This window comes from Lactiplantibacillus daowaiensis (assembly GCF_005405085.1).
GTDB classification, from domain to species: domain Bacteria; phylum Bacillota; class Bacilli; order Lactobacillales; family Lactobacillaceae; genus Lactiplantibacillus; species Lactiplantibacillus daowaiensis.
Genome location: NZ_BJDJ01000014.1, coordinates 51,997 through 73,418 on the forward strand (window position 1 = coordinate 51,997; position 21,422 = coordinate 73,418).

Genomic DNA, 21,422 nt, shown 5'->3' on the forward strand with positions numbered 1-21,422 from the left:
TTACGAAACTGTTTTAAAGCTTTCGCGACGTTTAGTTTGAGTGTAAACAAACCTTAGTACCCGTCTCCTAAATAAATCACGCAGCAACTTAAAAGTCCACTGGCAACACCCCCTGTATTTAGGGCGCGCTACCAGCAATCAAGCACAGAAATTGGTACCAATTAAATTGACTTATGTCGATTTAACGTAACCTAAAAAAAGACCGTTATCACTATTTTAATCACCAAACAAAAAGCCGCCAATCAACTTAGGTGCCCACACACCCTAAGTCGATTGGCGGCTTTATTTAGCCGTTCATTTCAATTCACAAGGAGAATTGTTAGCGATTATTTTTCAACCCCTTGACCGTCCCATTCACGTTCTAAGATGGCCTTTAATTCACTGATTAATGGTTCGCGCGGATTAGCCGTTGTACATTGATCTTCATAAGCCAATTCCGCTAATTCATCAACGGTCGCATCGAAGTGCTTCTTTTCAACCCGGTTGGCTTTCAAGGATAACGTCACGTCCATTGAATGTGCCAAGTCAATATAGGCCTTGACCAAGCTTTCTTTTAAGTCTTCATCCGTCTTACCTGGTAAGCCTAAAGCCCGGGCAATATTGGCGTAGTCTTCTAACGCTGTATTGTGGTTGTACTTTGGCCACATGGCTAACTTCGTTGGGATTTCAGCGTTATAGCGGACGACTTGTGGATACGTGATCGCAATCGCTAACCCGTGTGGTAAGTTGAATTCCCCACCCAATTTATGCGCGATCGAATGATTAATCCCTAAGAAGGCATTGGCAAATGCCATCCCAGCTAATGTTGACGCATTGTGCATCTTCTCGCGGGCATACTTATCACCGTCAAATGAGGCTTTCAAATACTTGAAGGCTAGTTGCAGCGCTTGAATTGACCAACCACGCGTGTAGTCCGAAGCCATCGTTGAGACATAGGCTTCCGTAGCATGGGTGATAACATCCAAACCGGTCCAAGCCGTCGTCCGTGCTGGTACGGTTTCGACGAATTGGGGATCAATGATGGCAATATCTGGTTGCATTGCGTAGTCCGTGATTGGGTATTTGACGTGGGTCTTAGAATCGGTGATAACCGCATAGGGCGTCACTTCAGAACCTGTCCCAGATGTTGTTGGAATCCCAATATAAGTCACTTTGTTCGCAACTGGGACCTTATAAGTCCGTTTCCGAATATCCAAGAACTTTTGTTTAGCGCCCAAGAATGACGCTTCTGGATGTTCATAGAACAACCACATCCCCTTGGCCGCATCCATTGCCGAGCCCCCACCTAAAGCAATGATCGTATCTGGTTTAAAGGCGTTCATTCGCGCAACCCCTTTATAAACCGTGTCCGTTGATGGGTTCGGTTCAACTTCTGAGAAGATATCAATATCAACCGGTTCTGTCCGCTTGTTCAAGACTGCCGTAACACGATCCGCATAGCCAAATTGCACCATACCGGGGTCACAAACGATAAAGACCTTTTTTATCCCTGCCATATGTTCTAGATACCGAACCGCATTACGTTCGAAGTAGACTTTGGGTGGCATCTTCACCCATTGCATGTTATTCCGCCGTTTCGCCACTGTTTTAATATTAATCAGATCCATATCTGTAACGTTATGAGAAATCGAGTTGCCCCCATATGAACCCGTGCCCAGAGTCAAGGATGGCGTCATGTTATTGTAGATATTCCCTAAACCACCCACGGAAGATGGGGTATTGATCAAAATCCGGCAGGCTGGCATTGCTAAGCCAAAGGCCTTGATCAAGTCATCATCGGTCGTGTGTAGGCCTGCCGTATGCCCCAAACCGCCATAATGGAGGAGTTCGTTGGCCCGTTTGAAGGCCGCTTCATGCGACGTTGCTTTGTAGACCGTCAAAACTGGTGATAACTTTTCACCAGATAATGGGTATTTAACGCCCACACCATTAATTTCAGCAATCAAGACCCGACAATCAACCGGTACATCTTTCAACCCAGCCATTTGGGCGATTTGATAAGCGGTCTTCCCGGCAACTGGCCCGCGAACCGTGTGCCGGTTAGGATCAATCACGGCATCACTTAAGGCTTGCACATCTTTAGGTTTAACAAAGTAGCACCCTAAGCGAATGAATTCGGCTTTAACTGCGGCATAGATTTCAGTATCGACGATCGCGCTGTTTTCAGACGCACAAATCATCCCATTATCAAAGGTCTTTGACAACACAATGTCATTAACGGCTTGTTTAATATCCGCCGTTTTTTCAACGTAAGTTGGGCCATTACCAGGGCCGACCCCTAAAGCTGGTTTCCCAGAAGAATACGCAGCTGTGACCATGCTAGGACCACCCGTGGCCAAGATCGTAGCGACATCTGGATGGTGCATCAAGTCATTCGTGGCTTCAATACTTGGATGTTCAATATAGAGCACCGCATCGGCTGGACCACCCGCCGCGGCAATCGCTGTTTGGATAATCCGCGCAGCTTCAGCACTAGACTTTTGGGCTTGTGGATGGAAGCCAAAGACGATTGTGTTCCGGCCCTTTAAGGAGATCAAGGCTTTAAAGACTACCGTTGAGGTTGGATTAGTGACCGGTGTTACCCCAGCAACGATCCCGACTGGTTCTGCAATTTCCATCAATTGTTCTTCGTCGTCATCTTTTAAGATGCCGACCGTCTTGTCATGGCGAATACTGTTCCAAATATATTCACTGGCATAAATGTTTTTAATCGCTTTATCTTCAACGACGCCGCGACCAGTTTCTTCGACGGCCATTTTGGCTAATTTCATATGGTTATCTAAAGCTGCGACCGCAACTTTTTCACATAATTCATCAATTTGTTCTTGGGTATAATCTTTTAAGACGGCCAAAGCCTTCTTTGAACGTTGCACTAATTGGTCAACTTCAGTTTCAACAGTAGTCGTTTTTTCCTTGATCATGATGCGTTCCTCCGTTTCAATTCCCTTGTGAACTAATTTACAAACTTTATTATACCCACTCCTTTTAATAATGCAAGCGTTTTCTTAAATAAAATGTAAACCGTTACATATCAAGGGTTACGGAAGCCATACCCGGTGGGCTTTTGGCCGTCCCACAAATTTTTATTTAAAGTTCATTGATTAACAAGAATGGCCACTTACAGGCACGGGTGGGGCGTAAAGTGTCCCGAAGCGTAAAAAAAGACAGGTGTAGCAATTTGCTACACCCATCACTTAGTTTTGACCTTAAGCTAAAGTCGTCCAAATTAATTGCAAATTCAAAATAATCAAAATAACCGCGACGATCCACGACGTATATTTGACCCAAGGCCGATTGGCAAATGGGCCCATGAGCTTTTTATCACTCGTAAAGATAATCAACGGCACCATCGCAAACGGCAACGCAATCGACAAGAACACTTGTGAGAACGTTAGTAGACTTTCTATTTTGGCTTCATTGCCATGATAGTAGACCGCAAAAATCAAGACTGGCGTAATCGACATCAATCGCGTCAATAAGCGTTGGGCCCACAGCGGCATCCGTAAATGAATAAAGCCTTCCATGATGATCTGCCCAGCTAGCGTCCCGGTGATCGTTGAACTTTGACCAGAGGCCAGTAATGCGATGGCAAACAGCATACTCAGCATCGGACTCGCAATCGCGCCCACGATTTTTGAATCATTCAACGCATTAAACAAATCCGCAAACCGCCCGAGATCACTATGTGTGCCATAAAATAACGCGGCCCCTAAGATCAACAATAAGCTATTCACGATAAACGCCAACGTTAATTGGATATTTGAATCCGCGATCGTGAAGCGAATCGTCTTTTTAACGGAAGCTTCATCATGAATATCGTACTTACGGGTCTGAGAGATCGACGAGCCCAAATACAAGTCATGCGGCATGACGGTTGCACCGACAATCCCTAAGGCCAAGTACAACATCGGTTGATTGGTCAAGATTTCCGCGCGTGGCACATAGCCACTTAGCACACCTAAAGTATCGGGTTTTGATAAGAAGACCTCATAAGCAAAGACCAATAAAATCACGGCCACTAGCGTCGCCACGATGGCTTCGATCTTATGAAAGCCGAGTTTCATTAGGAACAACAAGATCAACACATCAAAGGCCGTAATCGTGATCCCAACGATCAATGGAAAGCCGAATAGTAACTCTAAGGCGATCCCGGAACCAATGATTTCAGCAATATCCGTTGCCATGATCGCCAGTTCTGTGATGATCCATAGCCCAATTCCGGCCCACCGCGAGGTTCGTTCTCGTGTCAACTGTGCCAAATCACGGCCGGTGACAATGCCTAGTCGTGCCGACATCGCCTGCAGTAACATCGCAATCAAACTGGATAGTAAAACCACGCTAAGTAAGGTGTATTTGAACTGCGCCCCACCACCAATCGAGGTGATCCAATTCCCAGGATCCATATACCCAACCGCAATTAACGCACCGGGACCCGTATACGCCAGCAAGGTCCGAAAATAGCCTTTATCTTCAGGCACTTCAATCGTCCCATTGATTTCATCGAGACTCTTGCGTTGCGTCCCAGTTTCTTTAATAAACTTACTACTTTTTTTCGTTTCGTCCGTTTTATTTTTCAAAACGGTACGCCCTCTTTCTAAACAAACTCCTCCTGAGGGGGGTAAGGTTCAACTATGCGCTTAACGGACCACGATAACTGAAATCGGCGCTTTCTTCGCTAACCGCGGCCCAATAGCACCCGCAATTTTGGAATGCGGAAAGGCCGTATCGGCTCCGGTCACTAATAGGTCCGGTTCAAAATCTGGAATCACGTTTTCTAAAATAACGTCATCGACGTCGCCGCCCTCATAAACTAGCGGTTCAACCTTTTTTACGCCGAGTTGTTCGGCAGCTTTGACGTAATCATCGACAACTTGGTGCAAGTGTTCACGTTTAGCCTGAATCTTTGACGGCGTCAGCGAATCAAAAATATTGATATCTTCACTTTCCATCACTGACACGATGCCTAGCGTGACATCATAATCATGTGCCAACGTCGTGGCATATCGAAACGCCCGTTCTGATGACGTATTATCGTCTTCATCCACAGTTAATAAGACCCGTCGATAAATCAAAGGATCTTGGTTCTGACTCTTATCCATAGTATGGATACCTCCTCATTGGGTTGACTTGGTGTTTGCCATCATCATTATAACAGTTTGGTTAGTTAAAGGTCGGCACTGCCGACTTACTTTTAGGCGTTCCTAACGTTTTTTTGAAATTTGTTGAAGCGTCTGCTTTAGCCAATCCACATAGTAAGTTTCGCGTCCTAATGCATGTTGCAAAATCAAGAAATGCCCATAATTTTCGGTTTGACTGGCCTTGGTTGGAAAGACCGTTGTCAGTCGTTGTTTTAAGTGGGCCAACTTCCCCGTATGCAATGCCAATTGTTCTTGCAGCATCCCAGGTAACCGTGGATCACGATTATTTTGAATAAAGTAGAGTTTTAAAATAAATTCATCTTTGGTCGCCGTTAAATCGGGCGTCCCATCACTGATCCAGCTGCTTAATAGGGCGGTCCCAGTAGCGGTGATATGGTAAAGCTTTTTTTCAAGTTTCGCGCCACTGATCGTGATTTCATGCGTGATATAGCCTTGATCCTCTAACCGCTTTAATTGGGGATAGATTTGACTATGTTGTGCTTGCCAGAATTCACCTATTTCCGTATCAAAAGCTTTCGTTAAATCATACCCCGTTAATGGCTGTTGATTGAGCAGCCCGAGAATGATAAATTGCAGTTTGTTTTTTTGCGCCATTGGAAGTTCCCCCTTGACGAATGTTTGACTTCAGTATACACTAACCTTGTTGTTTAAAACATGTAATTTATTACACGTTTTAATTTACCTATTCTAATTACAAAGGAAGTTCTTTAAAATGACAAAAACATTCAAAACATTAGACGATTTCTTAGGCACTCATTTTATTTATACTTACGATAACGGCTGGGAGTACGAATGGTATGCTAAAAACGACCATACCGTTGACTACCGAATTCATGGTGGAATGGTCGCCGGTCGTTGGGTCAAAGACCAAGAAGCTAATATCGTAATGCTCACCGAAGGCATCTACAAAGTAGCTTGGACGGAACCAACTGGGACCGACGTCGCTTTAGACTTCTTACCAAATGAAAATAAAGTTAACGGCACGATTTTCTTCCCGAAATGGGTGCAAGAACATCCTGAAATCACCGTCACATTCCAAAACGAACATATCGCGACCATGGAAGCAGCCCGTGAAAAGTACGCAACTTATCCAAAATTAGTGGTCCCAGAATTCGCCACAATCACTTATATCGGTGACGCGGGTCAAGACAATGATGACGTCATTAGCGAAGCACCTTACGCCGGTTTGCCTGACGATATCCGCGCTGGTAAGTATTTCGATGATAACTATCACCGCCGCAACCACTAATTGTTTCACGTGAAACATCAAAAAAGGCAGCGACCATTTTGACTTGGTCGCCGCCTTTTTTTGACGTTGAAAGTTATCTTTTACGCTATTTAATCGTTGGTCACATCTAATTCGACTTGACCGAGTTGTTGATCAAAATTGGCTTGCCAATGGCCGGCCGTCAAATACGGTGGTAAGACAAATGTCCCGGAAGAAACCCGTTGGCCGGCGGTTAAAACCCGACCTTGTGCTGCTAGTTTGCCCACTAACCAGTGCAACGAGTTTAACGGATTACCTAAGACCTCACTGGCATTGCCCGTCTTTAACGTTTCGCCATCATGTGTCAATTCACAATTGACCGTTGCCACGGCATCCACGGACGCGAAGCGTTGATCGGTATCTTGTTCCTCACCATAAACCACTAAGCCCCCGACGGCCGCATCCGCGACAACTAAGTTCTTCGCTAAACTGGGAAACCAGTCTGCAAAGCGTGAATCCGGTAATTCTAAGCCCGGCGCAACGGTCGTTTTATGCCATAAGTCCGTTAACGAGTCAGTCGCTGATAATGGCGCCTTGGCTTTAAAAACCAACTCGACTTCAACGAGCGGCGCCATCAATTGATTGAGACGCACTTTTGCCGGGGCGGCTAAAAAGTGATCTTGGACTTGAGCGCCATATAAGGGATGATCCGTTGCAAACATCTGTTGGGTTTCGGCACTCGTCAACGACACTTTATAACCACCAACTGGGGCATTTTTTAAGGTCGTTAAATGATCTTGGACGCGATAAGCAGCATCTTCATCACTGACCGTCGTCGCAAAGTCAGTCGCATTTAATGCATGTTGGGTTTGTAAAGCCTCAAATAGTTGTTGGGCAAAGGTCGTTTCAGTTTCGGTAGTTGTCATTGTCGTCATAAGCAAGCACTCCATTTCTATGTGTAAAATTCTAGTTATTTGGTTCTATATGTGTTTGATTCAATATGTGTGCGCCTAAGCGCAAGTAAAGCTAATATGTGTCCCCTGGCCGATTGACGACAACCGTGAAGACGATTGGTCTTAACGGGGTCGTGCTGCGACTAGTTATCGTTGGCCGGACCATTTGATAACTAGCCACCTGAATGTCCGATTTCATCGTCCTCACCACCTTTCATGACTAAAAAACGTCCTTTCATTAGCTCCACAGAGTTAATAAAAGGACGTCGATAACGGGTTACCACCTTTGATTCGTGTTCGCCTCACAACGAACACCTTAGCGCGTACAGCAATTGCGATACGCCGGTACACTAATGGGCACCATCCAGAACCGCCTCCACTAAGTTTCGGGGTTCAACTCAAAGGTGATCTATCCTAATGCGTCGTGACTGCCTTGCACCAATCTACAGCTCGCTAACTGGACGGCAATTAGGACCGTTCCTTCTCAAAGTTTTTAATCTAAATTTAATTAATGGTTAGAGTTTAGCGCCGGTTTAATCCTCTGTCAACCCAATTATTAAAAAAAAGTGAGATTTCTTTTTCAAGTTTCGTTTAAGCTATCATCAAACTAATACCAGTCCGGCAAGTGACTATGATACAATAAGCTGGAAAAGCTGAGGTGGAAAATAAATGAAAAACAAGCGTCAATGGACAATCGTTGGCACGATTGTCGTAATTGCCGCCGTCATTATCGGGGGCTGGTTCGCAACGAACCACAATAGTAAAACAGCTACAAAATCAAGCCAACCAACAACGCAAGCCGCACTCAAGCCGGCGTATGTTAAAAAAACGGTTCAAGTGACGAATCGGTTATGGTACGTGGCTGGCAGTATCAAAAATCCAAATAGCGGCAATGGGATGGAGGCTTACGACTTCAAGAAAAACGGTAAAGTCGTAATTTACAACATTCCTAAATTTTATGCAACGAAAGCCGCGGCTAAAAAAGCCCATAATTTGAATGTGTCGGGGACCGTTAATTATACGGTCAGTCAAAATAAAAAACATCAAACCGTGATTAAACTCAAAGGTAAACTATCCGGCATTGATTTTGCCCAAACCTTAACGTTGAAAAAGACCGTTAGTGGTCAACACGGCAGCTTGAAGATGACCGGTTATCATGTTGCTCGCGACGTTGATAACGACGTTACCCAAGCCGTCTTTGTCCGCATTAATCACTAAAAAATAAAGCGTTGGCTATAAGTGCCAATGCTTTATTTTTTAATCGCTAATTCAGTTTTCTGAATAACCATTTGCTAACTTAATATATTGACTCGTATGGGTATCGCGTAACGTATAATTGGGCGGAAAAGCGTCGCGGTCAGCTGCCACAATTTGAAAGCCCACCTTCGCATAAAAGCGCAGTGCATCTTCATTTGCCATGACGCACTTCAACGTCAATGGTTCGGTCGCATACTGGCGTAATTCAGTTAATAAGGCTTCGCCGACCCCTTGTTGGCGCGCCGCTGGGGCCACGAATAATAAGTGAATAAAGTTCGCCAGGCGATACAGTGAGCTAAATCCTACCCGCTGATTGCCTTGCCACGCCACTAAAATAAACTCGCCGCGACTGTCGGCTTCAAAGTCATTTAAGGCTGGATTGACGACCCATGGAAAATATTGTTGCCGATCAGTCAAATAAATTTGGGCTAACGCCGCTTGATCAGCCGCAGTTGCTGGTCGAATTTGGATCTCTGTCATCAGTCCCACCCCACATTGTTGTTTTACCCATTATGCGAGTTTATGGTACCGATTACAATCAGTTTACAACTGATAAAGCCATAATTAGCTCAAAACAAACAGTACACGCTGCCAAAGTCAATTGACTCCCCCATAGCTTATCACAATTCATCAATCAATTCCGAGTGAGCTCATCATAATATACAAATACCCCATCACTACGTTTAATCGCTGGTCATTATCGGCTGTCGTAAACTAGCTTCACGCCCAGGGTAGCGGTATAATACAACATAAATCTTTCATCATGAAAGTAGGGGAAAAATGAGAACAGCAATTGTGACCGATAGTGCGAGTTATTTGTCCGCCGAAGACATCCAAAAGTACGACATTCACGTCGTCCCGATTACCGTGATCTTTGGTCAACAAACTTATCTAGAAAACGTCGAGATAACGTCCAAAGAGTTCTACGAACGGATGCGGACAGCACCTGAATTACCGACGACTACTCAGATCACACTCGGTCAAATGCAACAAATGTATGACCAATTGGCCGCTGAAGGTTATGATGCCGTTATCAGTATCCATTTATCTTCAGGCATTACTAGCTTTATTACGAATCTCGAAAGCTACTTGCCAAACGTCACTAATATTAAAGTTTATCCGTTTGATTCACTAATTACCGCCGCCGGGGAAGCTTACATGGCCCTGCTAGCCGCTAAATTAGTCGCTGCCGGTCAAACACCTGAACAAATCATTGAACAGCTCCAACATTTACGCGATACGACGCAAGTCTACTTTGTGGTCGACAACTTAAGTCATTTGGTTCGTACCGGCCGTTTATCCAATGCCTCCGGTTTAGTCGGAAACTTGTTGCGGATCAAGCCGGTCTTGACCTTTGAAGATGGCAAGATCGTTGCCATTGAAAAAGAACGCACGATGCGCCGGGCCTATCAAGCCATCAAGGCCAAACTAGCCGCCGCGATTGACGCTGCTGATTACCCACTGCGCGTCACAATTGAGAATGGCAACAATCCGAAACTCCAAGCCGAGTGGACGGCTGACTTGAAGGCCAGTTTTCCAGACTTGACCATCGATGAAGGCGAAATTGGCCCCGTCGTTGGGGTCCATGTTGGCGAAGGCGTCATGGGCTTAATTTGGGCTAAAGATTGGGAAAAATGGCCAACTGAAACCAACTAAATAAAAAAATAGCCACCATTAACGGTGACTACGGTGAAAAGTCGAGTGAGCTTACGCTTTCTTCGACTTTTTCTTTTTGTTCTTCTTCTTCTTCTTTTTAGGTGTCGCCGGGGCCTTTTCTAACAACTTATAGCCCTTTTTGATTAGCTTAGCTTGACCCGCCGCATCTAATTGGTCCCAAATCGACATCAATTCAGGGGCAACGGTCGGCTCAGCCGTGACTAAGTTAGCCGGTGTCACTTGTTCGGCACCTAGCAACCATTCCGGCGTGACATCTAATACTTGCGCTAAAATGGTGACTTTATCATGCTTGGCCACATATTTACTACTTAACCACTGGCTGATTGATGATCGACCAATCCCAGTCTGCTTCGATAATTGCGCCGAAGTCAATTGTGCTTGCTGCATCGCTGTTTTTAACCGATCTGCAAAAACGCTCATGAAAGGGCCTCCTCTAATTCATTTTCATTCAGATCACGACCTGAATCCCGGATCTGTTGCACTGGTTGCCATTAAGCTTTATTCGTTCAGTAACCATCCTGATGATTACCTTAAAGCCAAGATTTCGTTTAAGGTAGTTGTCCTCATTTTAGCCTTGTTACCGCTTAAATTCAACGGAATGTTTGGCTTTCCGAACATCTTGATAAAAAAAGCGTCGCCAGCGTTAGCTAGCGACCCGCTTTAAGTTTATTGGCCTAACGCATTCACATTATGCCGTTTAGTGGCGCTAGTATCCCAAAATGGGACTTTCACAACCCCGATCACTTTGTTTTTCGGAACAAAACCCCAATATCGACTATCGTTCGAGACCGACCGATGATCACCTAAAACAAAGTACTTATTCTTCGGCACTTTTGTTGTTTTAATCGTCCAACCGTTTTTGTTGGATAACGACCATAAGTTCCAATCACCAGTGCCTTGTGTGCGCTCAAAGGTACTAATGAAGTCCTGTTTGAGCTTTTTACCATTCACATAAAGCTGACCATTCCGCGAACTCACCGTATCACCAGGCATCCCGATGACCCGTTTCACATATTTCACATTCTTAGCAGTCGCATCCGGATCAACATGATAGGCGTTAAACACAATCACACTCAATCGCTTGATTTTAGCCGTTTTAACGACGGCGACCCGTTCATTATTTTCTAAATTTGGTTCCATCGATGGTCCATCGACTCGCACCATCGAAAAAACAAAGTGGCGAATTAACATGGCAATTAACAATCCAGCCACAATTGGTAGCACCCAGCTCATTATGTTCTTAAACGTTTTCATCCCACGACTCCCTCTACCCAAACAATTCTCAATAATTATAGTCCAATTAATCGCCGGTGTCCGTTAATCATTCATGGTTACCATAAATTTAAAATTTGGCCAAAAAAAAAGCGTGATCAGTCAATGACCAATCACGCAAAACCGAACGAGTTAAGCTTGGACTTTAGCAATCCGTCCTTGCTGAATATACACACTCAAGATGGCAATATCAGCTGGGTTGACCCCACTGATCCGCGATGCTTGGGCAATCGTCGTTGGTTGAATTTTCTTCAATTTTTGATGGGCTTCCGTCGCTAAACCATCGATAGCATCGTAATCAATGCGGTCTGGAATCTTTTTAGCTTCCAGCTTCTTCAAATGATCGACACGTTCTTCAGCTTTCTTAATGTAGCCAGCATATTTGATTTGAATTTCAACTTGTTCAATAATATGCCGTTCAAGTGGTTCTGGCGCTGCGGGAATGAATTGCATCAAATCCGCATACCGCACTTCGGGCCGCTTTAAGAAGTCCGCTGCCAAGACGCCATCCTTAAGTTCACCAGAATGATGGGCCCGTAAGAAGGCATTGACCGCGTCATTTGGCTTGATTCTGATTTTGTCCAATCGGTCAAGTTCATCTTTGATAGCTTGGCGCTTTGCTTCAAACGCCGCATACCGGTCGTCATCAATTAGCCCTAATTCCCGGCCTTTATCCGTCAAACGCAAATCGGCATTATCATGCCGCAAGATCAAGCGATATTCGGCGCGACTCGTTAACAATCGGTAAGGTTCTTTGGTCCCTTTAGTGACCAAGTCATCAATCATGACACCAATATAGGCATCGCTGCGCTTCAATGTCATTTGCTCGCGACCAAGTGCCCGTAAGCCCGCATTGATCCCCGCAATTAAGCCTTGACCAGCCGCTTCTTCATACCCAGAAGTCCCGTTGGTTTGACCGGCCGTATAAAGATTTTGGACCCGCTTCGTTTCAAGCGTGGCTTTTAATTGATATGGTGCAACAACATCATATTCAATTGCATAACCCGGCCGCATCATTTCAGCATCTTCTAATCCCTTGATGGAATGCAAGATTTCTTGTTGTACTTCTTCCGGCATCGACGTTGATAATCCTTGGACATACCATTCATCCGTGTTCCGACCTTCAGGTTCCAAGAATAACTGGTGCCGCTTCTTATCGGCAAACCGAACGATCTTGTCTTCAATCGATGGGCAATACCGTGGCCCAACCCCTTCGATCACCCCAGTAAACATGGGTGCCCGGTCGAGATTGTCGCGAATAATTTGATGGGTGGTCTCATTGGTGTAAGTTAACCAGCAAGATAATTGATGTTTGAGATCAATATAGTCTTCATCTTTGGTTTCAAAACTAAAATGATGTGGTTCTGGATCGCCGGGTTGCTCTTCCGTCACACTATAGTCAATCGTCGTCCCATCGACACGTGGTGGGGTCCCAGTCTTGAAGCGTTCCAGATCAAAACCTAGCTTTTCCAAATCACCAGATAATTTCATGGCCGGTTGGGAGTTATTGGGACCAGATGAATACATCAATTCACCAATAATGATCTTCCCACGCGCTGCGGTCCCAGTCGTGAGGACCACACTTTTGGCACTGTAACGTGCGCCAGTGTTGGTGATGACCCCTTTACAGACGCCATCTTCAACGATCAAGCCATCTACGATGCCTTGACGCAACGTTAAATTAGGTTCACGTTCAATCGTATGCTTCATTTCAGCATGGTACGCATGCTTATCTGCTTGGGCCCGTAATGCCCGTACGGCCGGGCCTTTACCGGTATTTAACATCCGCATTTGCACATAAGTCTTATCGATATTACGACCCATTTCGCCACCTAAGGCATCGATTTCACGAACCACAATCCCCTTAGCCGGACCACCGACTGACGGGTTGCAAGGCATAAAGGCCACCATATCAAGGTTGATGGTCATTAGTAACGTGCGGTTACCCATTCGAGCGGCAGCTAGTGCCGCTTCCGAACCGGCATGGCCAGCACCCACGACGATCACGTCGTAGTCGCGGCCAGCGTATTGCTTTACTTCTGTCATGATTAACTGTTTTCCTCCGTCTACCGCTATTTACCCAAACAGAATTGACTAAATAGTTGATCTAATAATTCATTTTCATAGCTATCCCCGGTAATTTGACCGAGAAATTCCCAACACCGCGTCATATCGATTTGGACCAAGTCAACAGGCATCCCAGCGGCTAAACCAGTCTGCACATCTTGTAAGGCTTGTTTAGCTTGATTCAATAACCCAATATGCCGGGCATTCGTTACCATCACACTATTTTGACTGCTTTCGATGCCTTCATTAAAGAACATCTTCGCGATTCGGTGTTCTAATTGGTCAACACCAGCTTGTTGCAAGACCGACATGCTCAAGACATCCGCCATATCCACATGGTCAGCCAAAGCTGCTGGATCTAATTTCGCTGGTAGATCGGTCTTATTTAAAATCACGATACGTTTAGATGATTTGGTCTCATCTAACAGCTCGATATCTTCAGGCGTCAGTGGTTGGCTATTATCCAGCACTAACAAGACCAAATCTGCGGCACCAATGGCTTTGCGACTACGTTCGACCCCGATTTTTTCGACCTTATCATCGGTATCGCGAATCCCAGCCGTATCGACTAATTTCAACGGTACGCCACGGACATTCACGTATTCTTCGATCACATCCCGCGTCGTCCCCGCAACATCAGTTACGATTGCTTTATCTTCATGTAATAAGTGATTAAGTAAGCTCGACTTACCAACGTTTGGCCGGCCAATAATAGCGGTTGCCAAGCCTTCACGTAAGACCTTACCTTGTTTGGCCGTCGCCAACAATTGATCGATACTTTGACCCACTTCGGTCGCTTTTTCTTTCAGTATCTTGGTCGTCATTGCTTCAACCGCATCGTATTCAGGATAATCAATATTAACTTCGACTTGGGCTAACACATCTAAGATATCTTGCCGCAAATGCCGAATTAACGTCGATAAGTTCCCATCTAATTGGTTTAAAGCCACCTTCATTGACTTATCTGTTTTAGCCCGAATTAAATCCATCACGGCTTCAGCTTGTGATAAATCTAACCGGCCATTTAAGAAAGCCCGTTTGGTAAATTCTCCTGGTTCAGCCATTCGTGCACCGTGGATTAAAATCAATTGTAAAATCTCATTTGTGGCAACTAAGCCCCCATGACAATTGATTTCAATCACATCTTCGCGCGTATAGGTCTTTGGCGCCCGCATCACGGAAGCCATTACTTCATCGATCTCCTGGTGGGTATCGGGGTCTACAATATGGCCATAATTGATCGTATGGCTCTTAACTTGACGCAAATCTTTACCTTTAAAGATTTGGTCGACGACGTGAAACGTTTGCTCCCCGCTAATCCGAATAATCGAAATCCCACCTTCACCAGGTGGCGTTGAAATGGCCGCAATCGTATCAAATTCCGTGGTCGTTGGCATGTCATCAGTTCCTTTCTAACCGTGTAACAGCGTTTTAACGCCTAATACTATACCAAGCTTCAGTGCTAAATCGTTAACAATATGTTCTAAACTGCAGAAAAAAAGCGCCCAGTCCACGCCACCTTAAAGCGTGGATAAAGCACTTTGACTACTTTATCTAAAAGATAAGAATGATTAATACTTACTATAATAGCTCATCTAAAGTTTGTCAAACGCCTGTTTGCGTTTGCTTAAATGAACTATTTACGAATCGCCACCACCACGGCTCGATGCGGATCACGACCTTCTGAAAAAGTCGTCACATGGTGATTATCAGCGAGCTCCGCGTGAATCAACTTACGTTCAAACGACGGCATCGGATCTAAAAAGACTTGCTTCCCGGTCGCAATAGCTTCGCGTGCCGTGCTTTCAGCCAATCGTTTTAAAGTGGCTTCGCGCCGTGCCCGATAGTCATCAACATCTAACACCACATTAACATGTGAGGCCCCATGATGGTTCATGTAGACTTGCGCTAAATCTTGGAGCGCATTGATCGTTCGACCATGCTTCCCAATTAATAGCCCTTGCTTAGCGGTATCAAAATTTAGGGTTGCATACCGATTGCCAAAATCGACATCTAAATCCGACGTAATGCCAAGCTGTTTCACGATTTCTAACAAATATGCACTCAAATCCCGCACGGCTTGTTCATTTGCAGCCTGCCGCGCCGCAATTTCAGCCGGCGTCTTTTTCGGGGTATCGTCAGCCGAAACGGCTTTAGTTGAGACCGCGGCCTTCACTGCTGGTTTAGAGGCAGCATCTGACTTAGGTGCCACCTTGGTTGGTGTGACCGGTTTAACTGCCGCTGCCACGGGAGCGGCTTGCGCTGAGACAGCTGTTGCTGCCGATTGGGTATGACATGGGGCCGCCGATGCTGGCATGACTTTTTGACTAACTTTAACTTGTGCTGGTCGCTTGCCAAGCCCTAAAAAACCTTTTTTCGGCGCTTCAACCACTTCGATTTCAACTTGATCGCGGGTCGTATGTAATTGTTTCAGACCAGCCGCAATCGCTGCTTCGACGGTATTACCTTCAAATACTGCCATAATAATCCTCCTCGTAAAATACCTGTGCTTATTATAGCATTTCACACTAGCATTTGGGGTACGAACTGGTCACGAGCAGCTAATGTCTATTTTTGACTAACCAGTAAATATCAGCGCAACTAATTGCGATCTTCATTGGCCTTCTGTTGACCCAACTTGAGACTTGCTGCTCACTAGCAGCCATCAAACGCCACAAAAAAAGACCCACCACACATGGCAGGTCCATCGTATTAACGTTTATGATTTCTAATCGCACGCTTCTTGGCTCGTTCAATGTTCCGTTTGCGATCTTTTTCCTTTTGCTGCTTTTCTGCACGTTCACGGTTAATCTTAAATGGGTTTTGCAACAACATTGTTTGACCAACTTGGAACGCGTTAGAAATAACCCAGTAAAGTGATAAAGCGGATGGGACGTTAATGGCCGTAATCAAAATGACTAGTGGCATCAAATACGTCATCCATTGCGTCATCCCGTTTTGTTCTGGTTGCGACTTCATCGCTAACCAAGAACTAGCAAACGTGAACAGCGCCGCTAAAATCGGCAAAATATAGTACGGATCTTTGTCACCAAGGCGTAACCATAAGAAAGTCCCCGTCTTCAAGACATTAGTACGCCAAATTGCTTGATATAAGGCAATCAAGATTGGCATTTGAACTAACAATGGCAACATGCTGGCCATTGGATGTACGCCATACTTACTGTAAAGTTTCTTCATCTCGGCTTGTAGCTTTTGTTGCGTTTCCATATCGCGTGATGAATATTGCTTTTGTAAAGCTTTCATCTGCGGTTGGATTTCTTGCATCGCAAGCATATTCCGAGTTTGGAAAATCATTAACGGTAAGATGATGATCCGAATGATCAACGTAAAGGCGATAATCCCTAAGCCGTAGCTATGACCGAACAAGTGCGATAACCAAATGATCGCCCGTGAGAAGTTCAGGATGATCCCGCCATCCCAGAACCCGGTACTTTGCTCCGTAATCGGGGTATTACTACACCCAGTTAGCACTAGCGCAATGGCTAGCACGGATAGCATTGCCAGTATTTTTCTATACTTTTTCAAACGAATATCCTCACTTAATCATTGTCCAGCAGGTGCGCTAGCTTTAGCGCATGGCTTAGATAAGCTTTGGTTTCGGCTTGCGACTTACCAGCAATGGTTGGTCGCGCAATAACGAGAAAGTCGACATCTTGTTTAAGTTGCGGCTTTAATTCCGTGATTGATTGCCGAATCCGGCGCTTGACCCAATTACGAGCGACGGCATTCCCAATTTTTTTACCAACTGAGATACCGACACGAAAATGGGGTTGCGCCGGTTTATCCAAAACATAAATGACAAATTGACGATTGGCATACGAGTTGCGGGTCTCAAAAACCTGCTGAAAATCAGCTTCTTTTTTTACCCGATATGATTTTCGCATAATCCATCTCCATGTGTGCGCCCAAGCTCACCTGAGCGAATTGCTACACAACTTTACAGCCCTCAGCAACCGAAGTCACTCAGGACTGTAAAGAAAAAGCCACTGATTATCAGTGGCCTATGCAGACAATACTTTTCTGCCTTTTTGGCGTCGACGAGCTAACACTTTACGGCCATTGCTGGTGCTCATCCGTTTGCGGAAGCCATGGACACGTTGACGATGCCGCTTCTTTGGTTGGTAAGTTCTCTTCATCATGACACCTCCTTCTCCATAATGACATGAATCAATTCGATTAAGTCGTTATTTTCAAAACGCAGTCTACATCTTAAACGCATTTCCTAGATACTATAGCATATATTTTCTAATTTGAAAACCATCAAATTAATAATCTGTCGCGGTTTTTGTCCACATTTAACCCGCTTACCATCAATTTTTCTTGTGGATTATTCGGACACTATCAAAAACAATCCCCAACTTGCGCACAAGCTTATCGACAAACTGACACCCTGTGATTTAGTTATCCACAAGCCACATTTTTGATGTGCATAACTCAAACAGTCCTTGTCCTATCAAGGTCATTTTTGAACTGGCTTTTGTGGACAACTTACATTTTGGAGAATTTCTCCCATTTTTAAACAGCCTGTGCATAACTCAAATGACACCTTGTGATTAATTTTAACACCTGTCTATACTGCCTGTGGAAAACTTTTATTGTTCATGCTAAAATAGACTTACGTTTTTTAAGAAAAGGGGTATCCATGTGCTGGAACGTAATGACTTATGGAACATCATTAAGTTCTCTTTGAAGAATGATCTTTCAGCGATGACTTTTCAAACGTTTGTTGAACCTGCGAATCCGTTGCAACTCAATCAGTCACAAATGACGATTGAAGTCCCAACCAAACTTCATCGCGATTATTGGGAAAATAATCTCGCCGATAAGTTTCGCGATTACGCCTTTCAAGCAACTAACGAAGAGATCAGTCCCGTGATGATCACCGAAGAAGAACGTCAGCAGCTCGCGAAAAAATCGCAAGCATCTACCGGTAACGTTGCAGGTGACAATACCGCCACGGCAACTACCCCCACATTTATGCGGGAAACGAAACTCAACCCGAAATATACATTTGAAAGCTTCGTCATCGGCAAGGGGAACCAAATGGCCCATGCCGCAGCGTTAGTTGTCTCAGAAGAACCTGGGACAATGTATAATCCGTTGTTTTTCTATGGGGGCGTCGGGCTAGGTAAGACCCACTTGATGCACGCCATCGGTAACAAATTATTCGAAACGAATCCAAATTACAAAGTCAAATATGTCACGAGTGAAGCTTTCACCAACGATTTGATCAATGCAATTCAAACTGGGACGCAAGAAGCTTTTCGAGAAGAATACCGTAACGTTGACTTGTTACTTGTCGACGATATTCAATTTTTTGCTAGTAAAGAAGCCACGCAAGAAGAATTCTTCCATACATTTAATGCGCTCTATGAAGATGACAAACAAATCGTGTTAACTTCAGATCGCTTACCAAATGAAATTCCCAAATTACAAGATCGGCTAGTTTCACGGTTCAAATGGGGCTTATCAGTTGATATCACGCCACCAGACCTTGAAACGCGGATCGCTATTTTGCGTAATAAAGCTGACCTAGAAAATATCGATATTCCTGACGACACTTTAAGTTACATCGCCGGTCAAATCGACTCTAACGTCCGTGAATTAGAAGGGGCTTTAGCCCGTGTTCAGGCTTATTCACGACTAAATAATTCACCAATTACGACCAGTTTAGTGGCTGATGCACTCAAGAGTTTGAATCTTAATAGTAAGCTTTCTGAAGTGTCGATTCCGATTATTCAAGAAAAAGTGGCCAAGTACTACCATATAACTATGGCTGACTTGAAGGGGAAGAAACGTAACAAGCAAATCGTGACCCCACGGCAAATCGCGATGTATTTATCACGTGAATTGACCGACAGTTCCTTGCCACGAATTGGGAATGAATTCGGCGGTAAAGATCACACGACGGTGATCCATGCATATGATAAAATATCAGCGGCGCTAAAAACCGATACGGAACTCCAACAAGCCATCGGTGATTTAAAGAGTCAGCTCAAAGCGTAATGTGGATAACCAGATAAAACTAGCAAAGTTTTCCACAACTTATGCACATGTGGAAAACTCGATGGTTCGTAGGGTTCCAAAACTTTTCCACAATACCCACTGCCCTACTATTACTACTGAATTTTATTTATTAATATATATAAACCGTGTCACCAAGAAGAGAGGATTAACTTATGAAGTTCACGATCAATCGATCAGCCTTTATTAAAGAATTAACCAATGTCCAACGGGCAATTTCGTCTAAAACCACGATTCCAATCCTAACTGGGTTAAAAATCGACGTTTCAACTGATGGCATTACCTTAACTGGGAGCGACGCCGATATTTCAATCGAAACGACCATTCCAGCTGACGATGATAACAATACGTTAGTTGTTGAAGAACCTGGTTCAGTTGTGTTAACTGCCCGTTTCTTTAGTGAAATCGTTAAAAAATTGCCAGAAGATACGATGACTGTGGCCTTGGTTGATGGGTTCCAAACTCAGATCACCTCAGGTGCAGCTTCATTTACGATCAATGGGTTAGATCCAGATAACTATCCACACTTACCCGAAATTGATACGACTAATACGATTACGTTAGCCGGTGATGTCTTTAAAGAATTGATTGGTCAGACCGTCATCGCCGTTTCCAATCAAGAAAGTCGGCCGATCTTAACAGGGGTTCACTTTATCTTAAAAGACGGTGAATTCCTGGCCGTAGCGACTGATTCGCATCGTTTGAGTCAACGTAAAATCAAGTTACCAGAAGCTAACAATGCCGATTATGATGTGATTATTCCGGGGAAGAGTTTAACGGAATTATCCCGGATGATCGGGGACAATAATCCCGATGTGCAAATGCGGTTATCTGAAAACCAAGTGCTCTTTGTGTTAGGTAATACGGCATTCTATTCGCGCTTGTTGGAAGGCAATTACCCGGATACCTCACGTTTGATTCCAAAAGAATCTAATACGACGGTTGAAATCGAAGCGCCGGCTTTATCAGCAGCTATCGAACGGGCGTCATTGTTATCACATGAAAGTCGCAATAACGTGGTGCGGTTCTCAGTTAATCCAACGGACAAAACCATTACGATTTTTGGGAACTCTCCAGATGTTGGGGAAGTGACTGAAAAGTTGCAACCAGCTGAATTAAGTGGTGATGAATTAGAAATTTCATTCAACCCGGATTACATGAAAGAAGCGCTGCGGTCATTCGGACAAGCGATGATCAAAATTTCCTTCACGATGGCGTTACGCCCATTCACGTTAGTCCCAACTGAAGACGGTGAGAACTTTATTCAGTTAATTACGCCAGTGCGCACATTTTAATCACTGAATAATTATTCAAAGAACGCCTTTAGCCGGTCAATCGATAGTCGATTGGCCGGCTTTTTTTACGGCCATTAACGTGGAAAAGGGGGAGTGAGTCAGGGCTTTATTAGCATGTGACTTTTAAAGTTACATTGGAACTGACAGGCACGCTTATTTATGCAGTTGTTATTAATGCGGACTAGTTTTACCGGTGAACTAAGACCGGTTAGGGGGGTGCAATCGTTGGCAGCGACTGGGTTACTAAACTAACAAGCTGTTACTTTGTCGTAAAGCAATGTGTTTTCAAAGCATTTTAGTGCGAAAAAAACGCCGATTTTAACAAAATCCCCGTTTTTTTCGAATTTTAGCGAATTTACCCCCAGGTTAGTACCCCGACATTAGTTTTGCTTAAATCGGCTTAAAATGGCTCTTAACGCGGTTAAAAATTGAATTTTCATAAAAAAAACGGTATAATATAACCTGTTGAAAAGTGCGCAAGAGACCTAAG

At 44.5% G+C, this 21,422-nt stretch carries 20 protein-coding genes; 5 read left to right on the forward strand and 15 right to left on the reverse strand.

Annotated elements, in window-relative coordinates:
* Nucleotides 1-326: 326 nt before the first annotated feature.
* The 4 genes from adhE to FFM75_RS09610 form a co-directional block, all read right to left on the reverse strand.
* On the reverse strand, nt 327-2,921 hold the full coding sequence (gene adhE / locus FFM75_RS09595; RefSeq protein ID WP_137628957.1) for a bifunctional acetaldehyde-CoA/alcohol dehydrogenase: 2,595 nt from the start codon (nt 2,919-2,921) through the stop codon (nt 327-329).
* A gap of 285 nt (nt 2,922-3,206) precedes the next feature.
* Nucleotides 3,207-4,577 (reverse strand): Nramp family divalent metal transporter, encoded by a 1,371-nt coding sequence (locus FFM75_RS09600; protein ID WP_137628958.1) that lies wholly within the window; start codon nt 4,575-4,577, stop codon nt 3,207-3,209.
* Between the two features lie 60 nt (nt 4,578-4,637).
* Complete coding sequence (locus FFM75_RS09605) at nt 4,638-5,099, reverse strand: universal stress protein (RefSeq protein WP_137628959.1); 462 nt, start codon at nt 5,097-5,099, stop codon at nt 4,638-4,640.
* Nucleotides 5,100-5,201: 102 nt separating this feature from the next.
* Complete coding sequence (locus tag FFM75_RS09610) at nt 5,202-5,753, reverse strand: PadR family transcriptional regulator (protein ID WP_137628960.1); 552 nt, start codon at nt 5,751-5,753, stop codon at nt 5,202-5,204.
* 118 nt (nt 5,754-5,871) lie between these two features.
* Here FFM75_RS09610 and FFM75_RS09615 point away from each other — a divergent pair, with 118 nt between their 5' ends.
* Complete coding sequence (locus tag FFM75_RS09615; RefSeq protein ID WP_137628961.1) at nt 5,872-6,408, forward strand: phenolic acid decarboxylase; 537 nt, start codon at nt 5,872-5,874, stop codon at nt 6,406-6,408.
* A gap of 89 nt (nt 6,409-6,497) precedes the next feature.
* Here FFM75_RS09615 and FFM75_RS09620 read toward each other — a convergent pair whose 3' ends face one another.
* Complete coding sequence (locus FFM75_RS09620; protein ID WP_137628962.1) at nt 6,498-7,301, reverse strand: 2-keto-4-pentenoate hydratase; 804 nt, start codon at nt 7,299-7,301, stop codon at nt 6,498-6,500.
* 91 nt (nt 7,302-7,392) lie between these two features.
* Nucleotides 7,393-7,518, reverse strand: coding sequence for a hypothetical protein (locus tag FFM75_RS14145; RefSeq protein WP_263390553.1), 126 nt, complete (start codon nt 7,516-7,518; stop codon nt 7,393-7,395).
* A 470-nt stretch (nt 7,519-7,988) separates the two neighbouring features.
* On the opposite strand from FFM75_RS14145, the gene FFM75_RS09625 reads away from it, so the two are divergent.
* Nucleotides 7,989-8,537: a hypothetical protein gene (locus FFM75_RS09625; protein WP_137628963.1), complete on the forward strand. Its 549-nt coding sequence runs from the start codon at nt 7,989-7,991 to the stop codon at nt 8,535-8,537.
* Nucleotides 8,538-8,588: 51 nt separating this feature from the next.
* Here FFM75_RS09625 and FFM75_RS09630 read toward each other — a convergent pair whose 3' ends face one another.
* Entirely contained in the window at nt 8,589-9,056 is a 468-nt protein-coding gene (locus FFM75_RS09630; protein ID WP_223876654.1) for a GNAT family N-acetyltransferase, read from the reverse strand.
* Nucleotides 9,057-9,356: 300 nt separating this feature from the next.
* Here FFM75_RS09630 and FFM75_RS09635 point away from each other — a divergent pair, with 300 nt between their 5' ends.
* A complete protein-coding gene (locus tag FFM75_RS09635; RefSeq protein WP_137628964.1) occupies nt 9,357-10,232 on the forward strand; it encodes a DegV family protein in 876 nt (291 codons plus the stop codon).
* A 51-nt stretch (nt 10,233-10,283) separates the two neighbouring features.
* On the opposite strand, the gene FFM75_RS09640 is transcribed toward FFM75_RS09635, so the two are convergent.
* From FFM75_RS09640 to rpmH, 8 genes are all read right to left on the reverse strand, one after another.
* Nucleotides 10,284-10,673 carry a helix-turn-helix domain-containing protein gene (locus FFM75_RS09640; RefSeq protein WP_137628965.1) on the reverse strand — a complete coding sequence of 130 codons (390 nt, stop codon included), beginning with the start codon at nt 10,671-10,673 and terminating at the stop codon, nt 10,284-10,286.
* A 246-nt stretch (nt 10,674-10,919) separates the two neighbouring features.
* Entirely contained in the window at nt 10,920-11,507 is a 588-nt protein-coding gene (lepB, locus tag FFM75_RS09645) for a signal peptidase I (protein ID WP_137628966.1), read from the reverse strand.
* 150 nt (nt 11,508-11,657) lie between these two features.
* Nucleotides 11,658-13,571: a tRNA uridine-5-carboxymethylaminomethyl(34) synthesis enzyme MnmG gene (gene mnmG / locus FFM75_RS09650; RefSeq protein ID WP_137628967.1), complete on the reverse strand. Its 1,914-nt coding sequence runs from the start codon at nt 13,569-13,571 to the stop codon at nt 11,658-11,660.
* 26 nt (nt 13,572-13,597) lie between these two features.
* Nucleotides 13,598-14,989, reverse strand: coding sequence for a tRNA uridine-5-carboxymethylaminomethyl(34) synthesis GTPase MnmE (gene mnmE / locus FFM75_RS09655; RefSeq protein WP_137628968.1), 1,392 nt, complete (start codon nt 14,987-14,989; stop codon nt 13,598-13,600).
* Between the two features lie 239 nt (nt 14,990-15,228).
* A complete protein-coding gene (jag, locus tag FFM75_RS09660) occupies nt 15,229-16,074 on the reverse strand; it encodes an RNA-binding cell elongation regulator Jag/EloR (protein WP_137628969.1) in 846 nt (281 codons plus the stop codon).
* Nucleotides 16,075-16,304: 230 nt separating this feature from the next.
* Nucleotides 16,305-17,138: a membrane protein insertase YidC gene (gene yidC, locus FFM75_RS09665; protein ID WP_137628970.1), complete on the reverse strand. Its 834-nt coding sequence runs from the start codon at nt 17,136-17,138 to the stop codon at nt 16,305-16,307.
* 14 nt (nt 17,139-17,152) lie between these two features.
* A complete protein-coding gene (gene rnpA, locus FFM75_RS09670) occupies nt 17,153-17,497 on the reverse strand; it encodes a ribonuclease P protein component (RefSeq protein WP_137628971.1) in 345 nt (114 codons plus the stop codon).
* 117 nt (nt 17,498-17,614) lie between these two features.
* On the reverse strand, nt 17,615-17,749 hold the full coding sequence (gene rpmH, locus FFM75_RS09675) for a 50S ribosomal protein L34 (protein WP_002829327.1): 135 nt from the start codon (nt 17,747-17,749) through the stop codon (nt 17,615-17,617).
* Nucleotides 17,750-18,257: 508 nt separating this feature from the next.
* Between rpmH and dnaA the strand changes: the two genes are divergently transcribed.
* Together dnaA and dnaN are read left to right on the forward strand one after the other, a co-directional pair.
* The gene (dnaA, locus tag FFM75_RS09680; protein WP_137628972.1) at nt 18,258-19,619 is read left to right on the forward strand and encodes a chromosomal replication initiator protein DnaA; all 1,362 of its coding nucleotides are present in this window, start codon (nt 18,258-18,260) and stop codon (nt 19,617-19,619) included.
* A 173-nt stretch (nt 19,620-19,792) separates the two neighbouring features.
* Entirely contained in the window at nt 19,793-20,932 is a 1,140-nt protein-coding gene (dnaN, locus tag FFM75_RS09685) for a DNA polymerase III subunit beta (protein WP_137628973.1), read from the forward strand.
* Nucleotides 20,933-21,422 lie beyond the last annotated feature (490 nt).

What these genes read in the sequence shown, in the direction of transcription:
- adhE (WP_137628957.1), bottom strand. Translation starts at nt 2,921, where the DNA reads ATGATCAAGGAAAAAACGACTACTGTTGAAACTGAAGTTGACCAATTA.
- FFM75_RS09605 (WP_137628959.1), bottom strand. Translation starts at nt 5,099, where the DNA reads ATGGATAAGAGTCAGAACCAAGATCCTTTGATTTATCGACGGGTCTTA.
- FFM75_RS09610 (WP_137628960.1), bottom strand. Translation starts at nt 5,753, where the DNA reads ATGGCGCAAAAAAACAAACTGCAATTTATCATTCTCGGGCTGCTCAAT.
- FFM75_RS09615 (WP_137628961.1), top strand. Translation starts at nt 5,872, where the DNA reads ATGACAAAAACATTCAAAACATTAGACGATTTCTTAGGCACTCATTTT.
- FFM75_RS09620 (WP_137628962.1), bottom strand. Translation starts at nt 7,301, where the DNA reads ATGACGACAATGACAACTACCGAAACTGAAACGACCTTTGCCCAACAA.
- FFM75_RS14145 (WP_263390553.1), bottom strand. Translation starts at nt 7,518, where the DNA reads ATGAAATCGGACATTCAGGTGGCTAGTTATCAAATGGTCCGGCCAACG.
- FFM75_RS09625 (WP_137628963.1), top strand. Translation starts at nt 7,989, where the DNA reads ATGAAAAACAAGCGTCAATGGACAATCGTTGGCACGATTGTCGTAATT.
- FFM75_RS09630 (WP_223876654.1), bottom strand. Translation starts at nt 9,056, where the DNA reads ATGACAGAGATCCAAATTCGACCAGCAACTGCGGCTGATCAAGCGGCG.
- FFM75_RS09635 (WP_137628964.1), top strand. Translation starts at nt 9,357, where the DNA reads ATGAGAACAGCAATTGTGACCGATAGTGCGAGTTATTTGTCCGCCGAA.
- FFM75_RS09640 (WP_137628965.1), bottom strand. Translation starts at nt 10,673, where the DNA reads ATGAGCGTTTTTGCAGATCGGTTAAAAACAGCGATGCAGCAAGCACAA.
- lepB (WP_137628966.1), bottom strand. Translation starts at nt 11,507, where the DNA reads ATGAAAACGTTTAAGAACATAATGAGCTGGGTGCTACCAATTGTGGCT.
- mnmG (WP_137628967.1), bottom strand. Translation starts at nt 13,571, where the DNA reads ATGACAGAAGTAAAGCAATACGCTGGCCGCGACTACGACGTGATCGTC.
- mnmE (WP_137628968.1), bottom strand. Translation starts at nt 14,989, where the DNA reads ATGCCAACGACCACGGAATTTGATACGATTGCGGCCATTTCAACGCCA.
- jag (WP_137628969.1), bottom strand. Translation starts at nt 16,074, where the DNA reads ATGGCAGTATTTGAAGGTAATACCGTCGAAGCAGCGATTGCGGCTGGT.
- rnpA (WP_137628971.1), bottom strand. Translation starts at nt 17,497, where the DNA reads ATGCGAAAATCATATCGGGTAAAAAAAGAAGCTGATTTTCAGCAGGTT.
- rpmH (WP_002829327.1), bottom strand. Translation starts at nt 17,749, where the DNA reads ATGAAGAGAACTTACCAACCAAAGAAGCGGCATCGTCAACGTGTCCAT.
- dnaN (WP_137628973.1), top strand. Translation starts at nt 19,793, where the DNA reads ATGAAGTTCACGATCAATCGATCAGCCTTTATTAAAGAATTAACCAAT.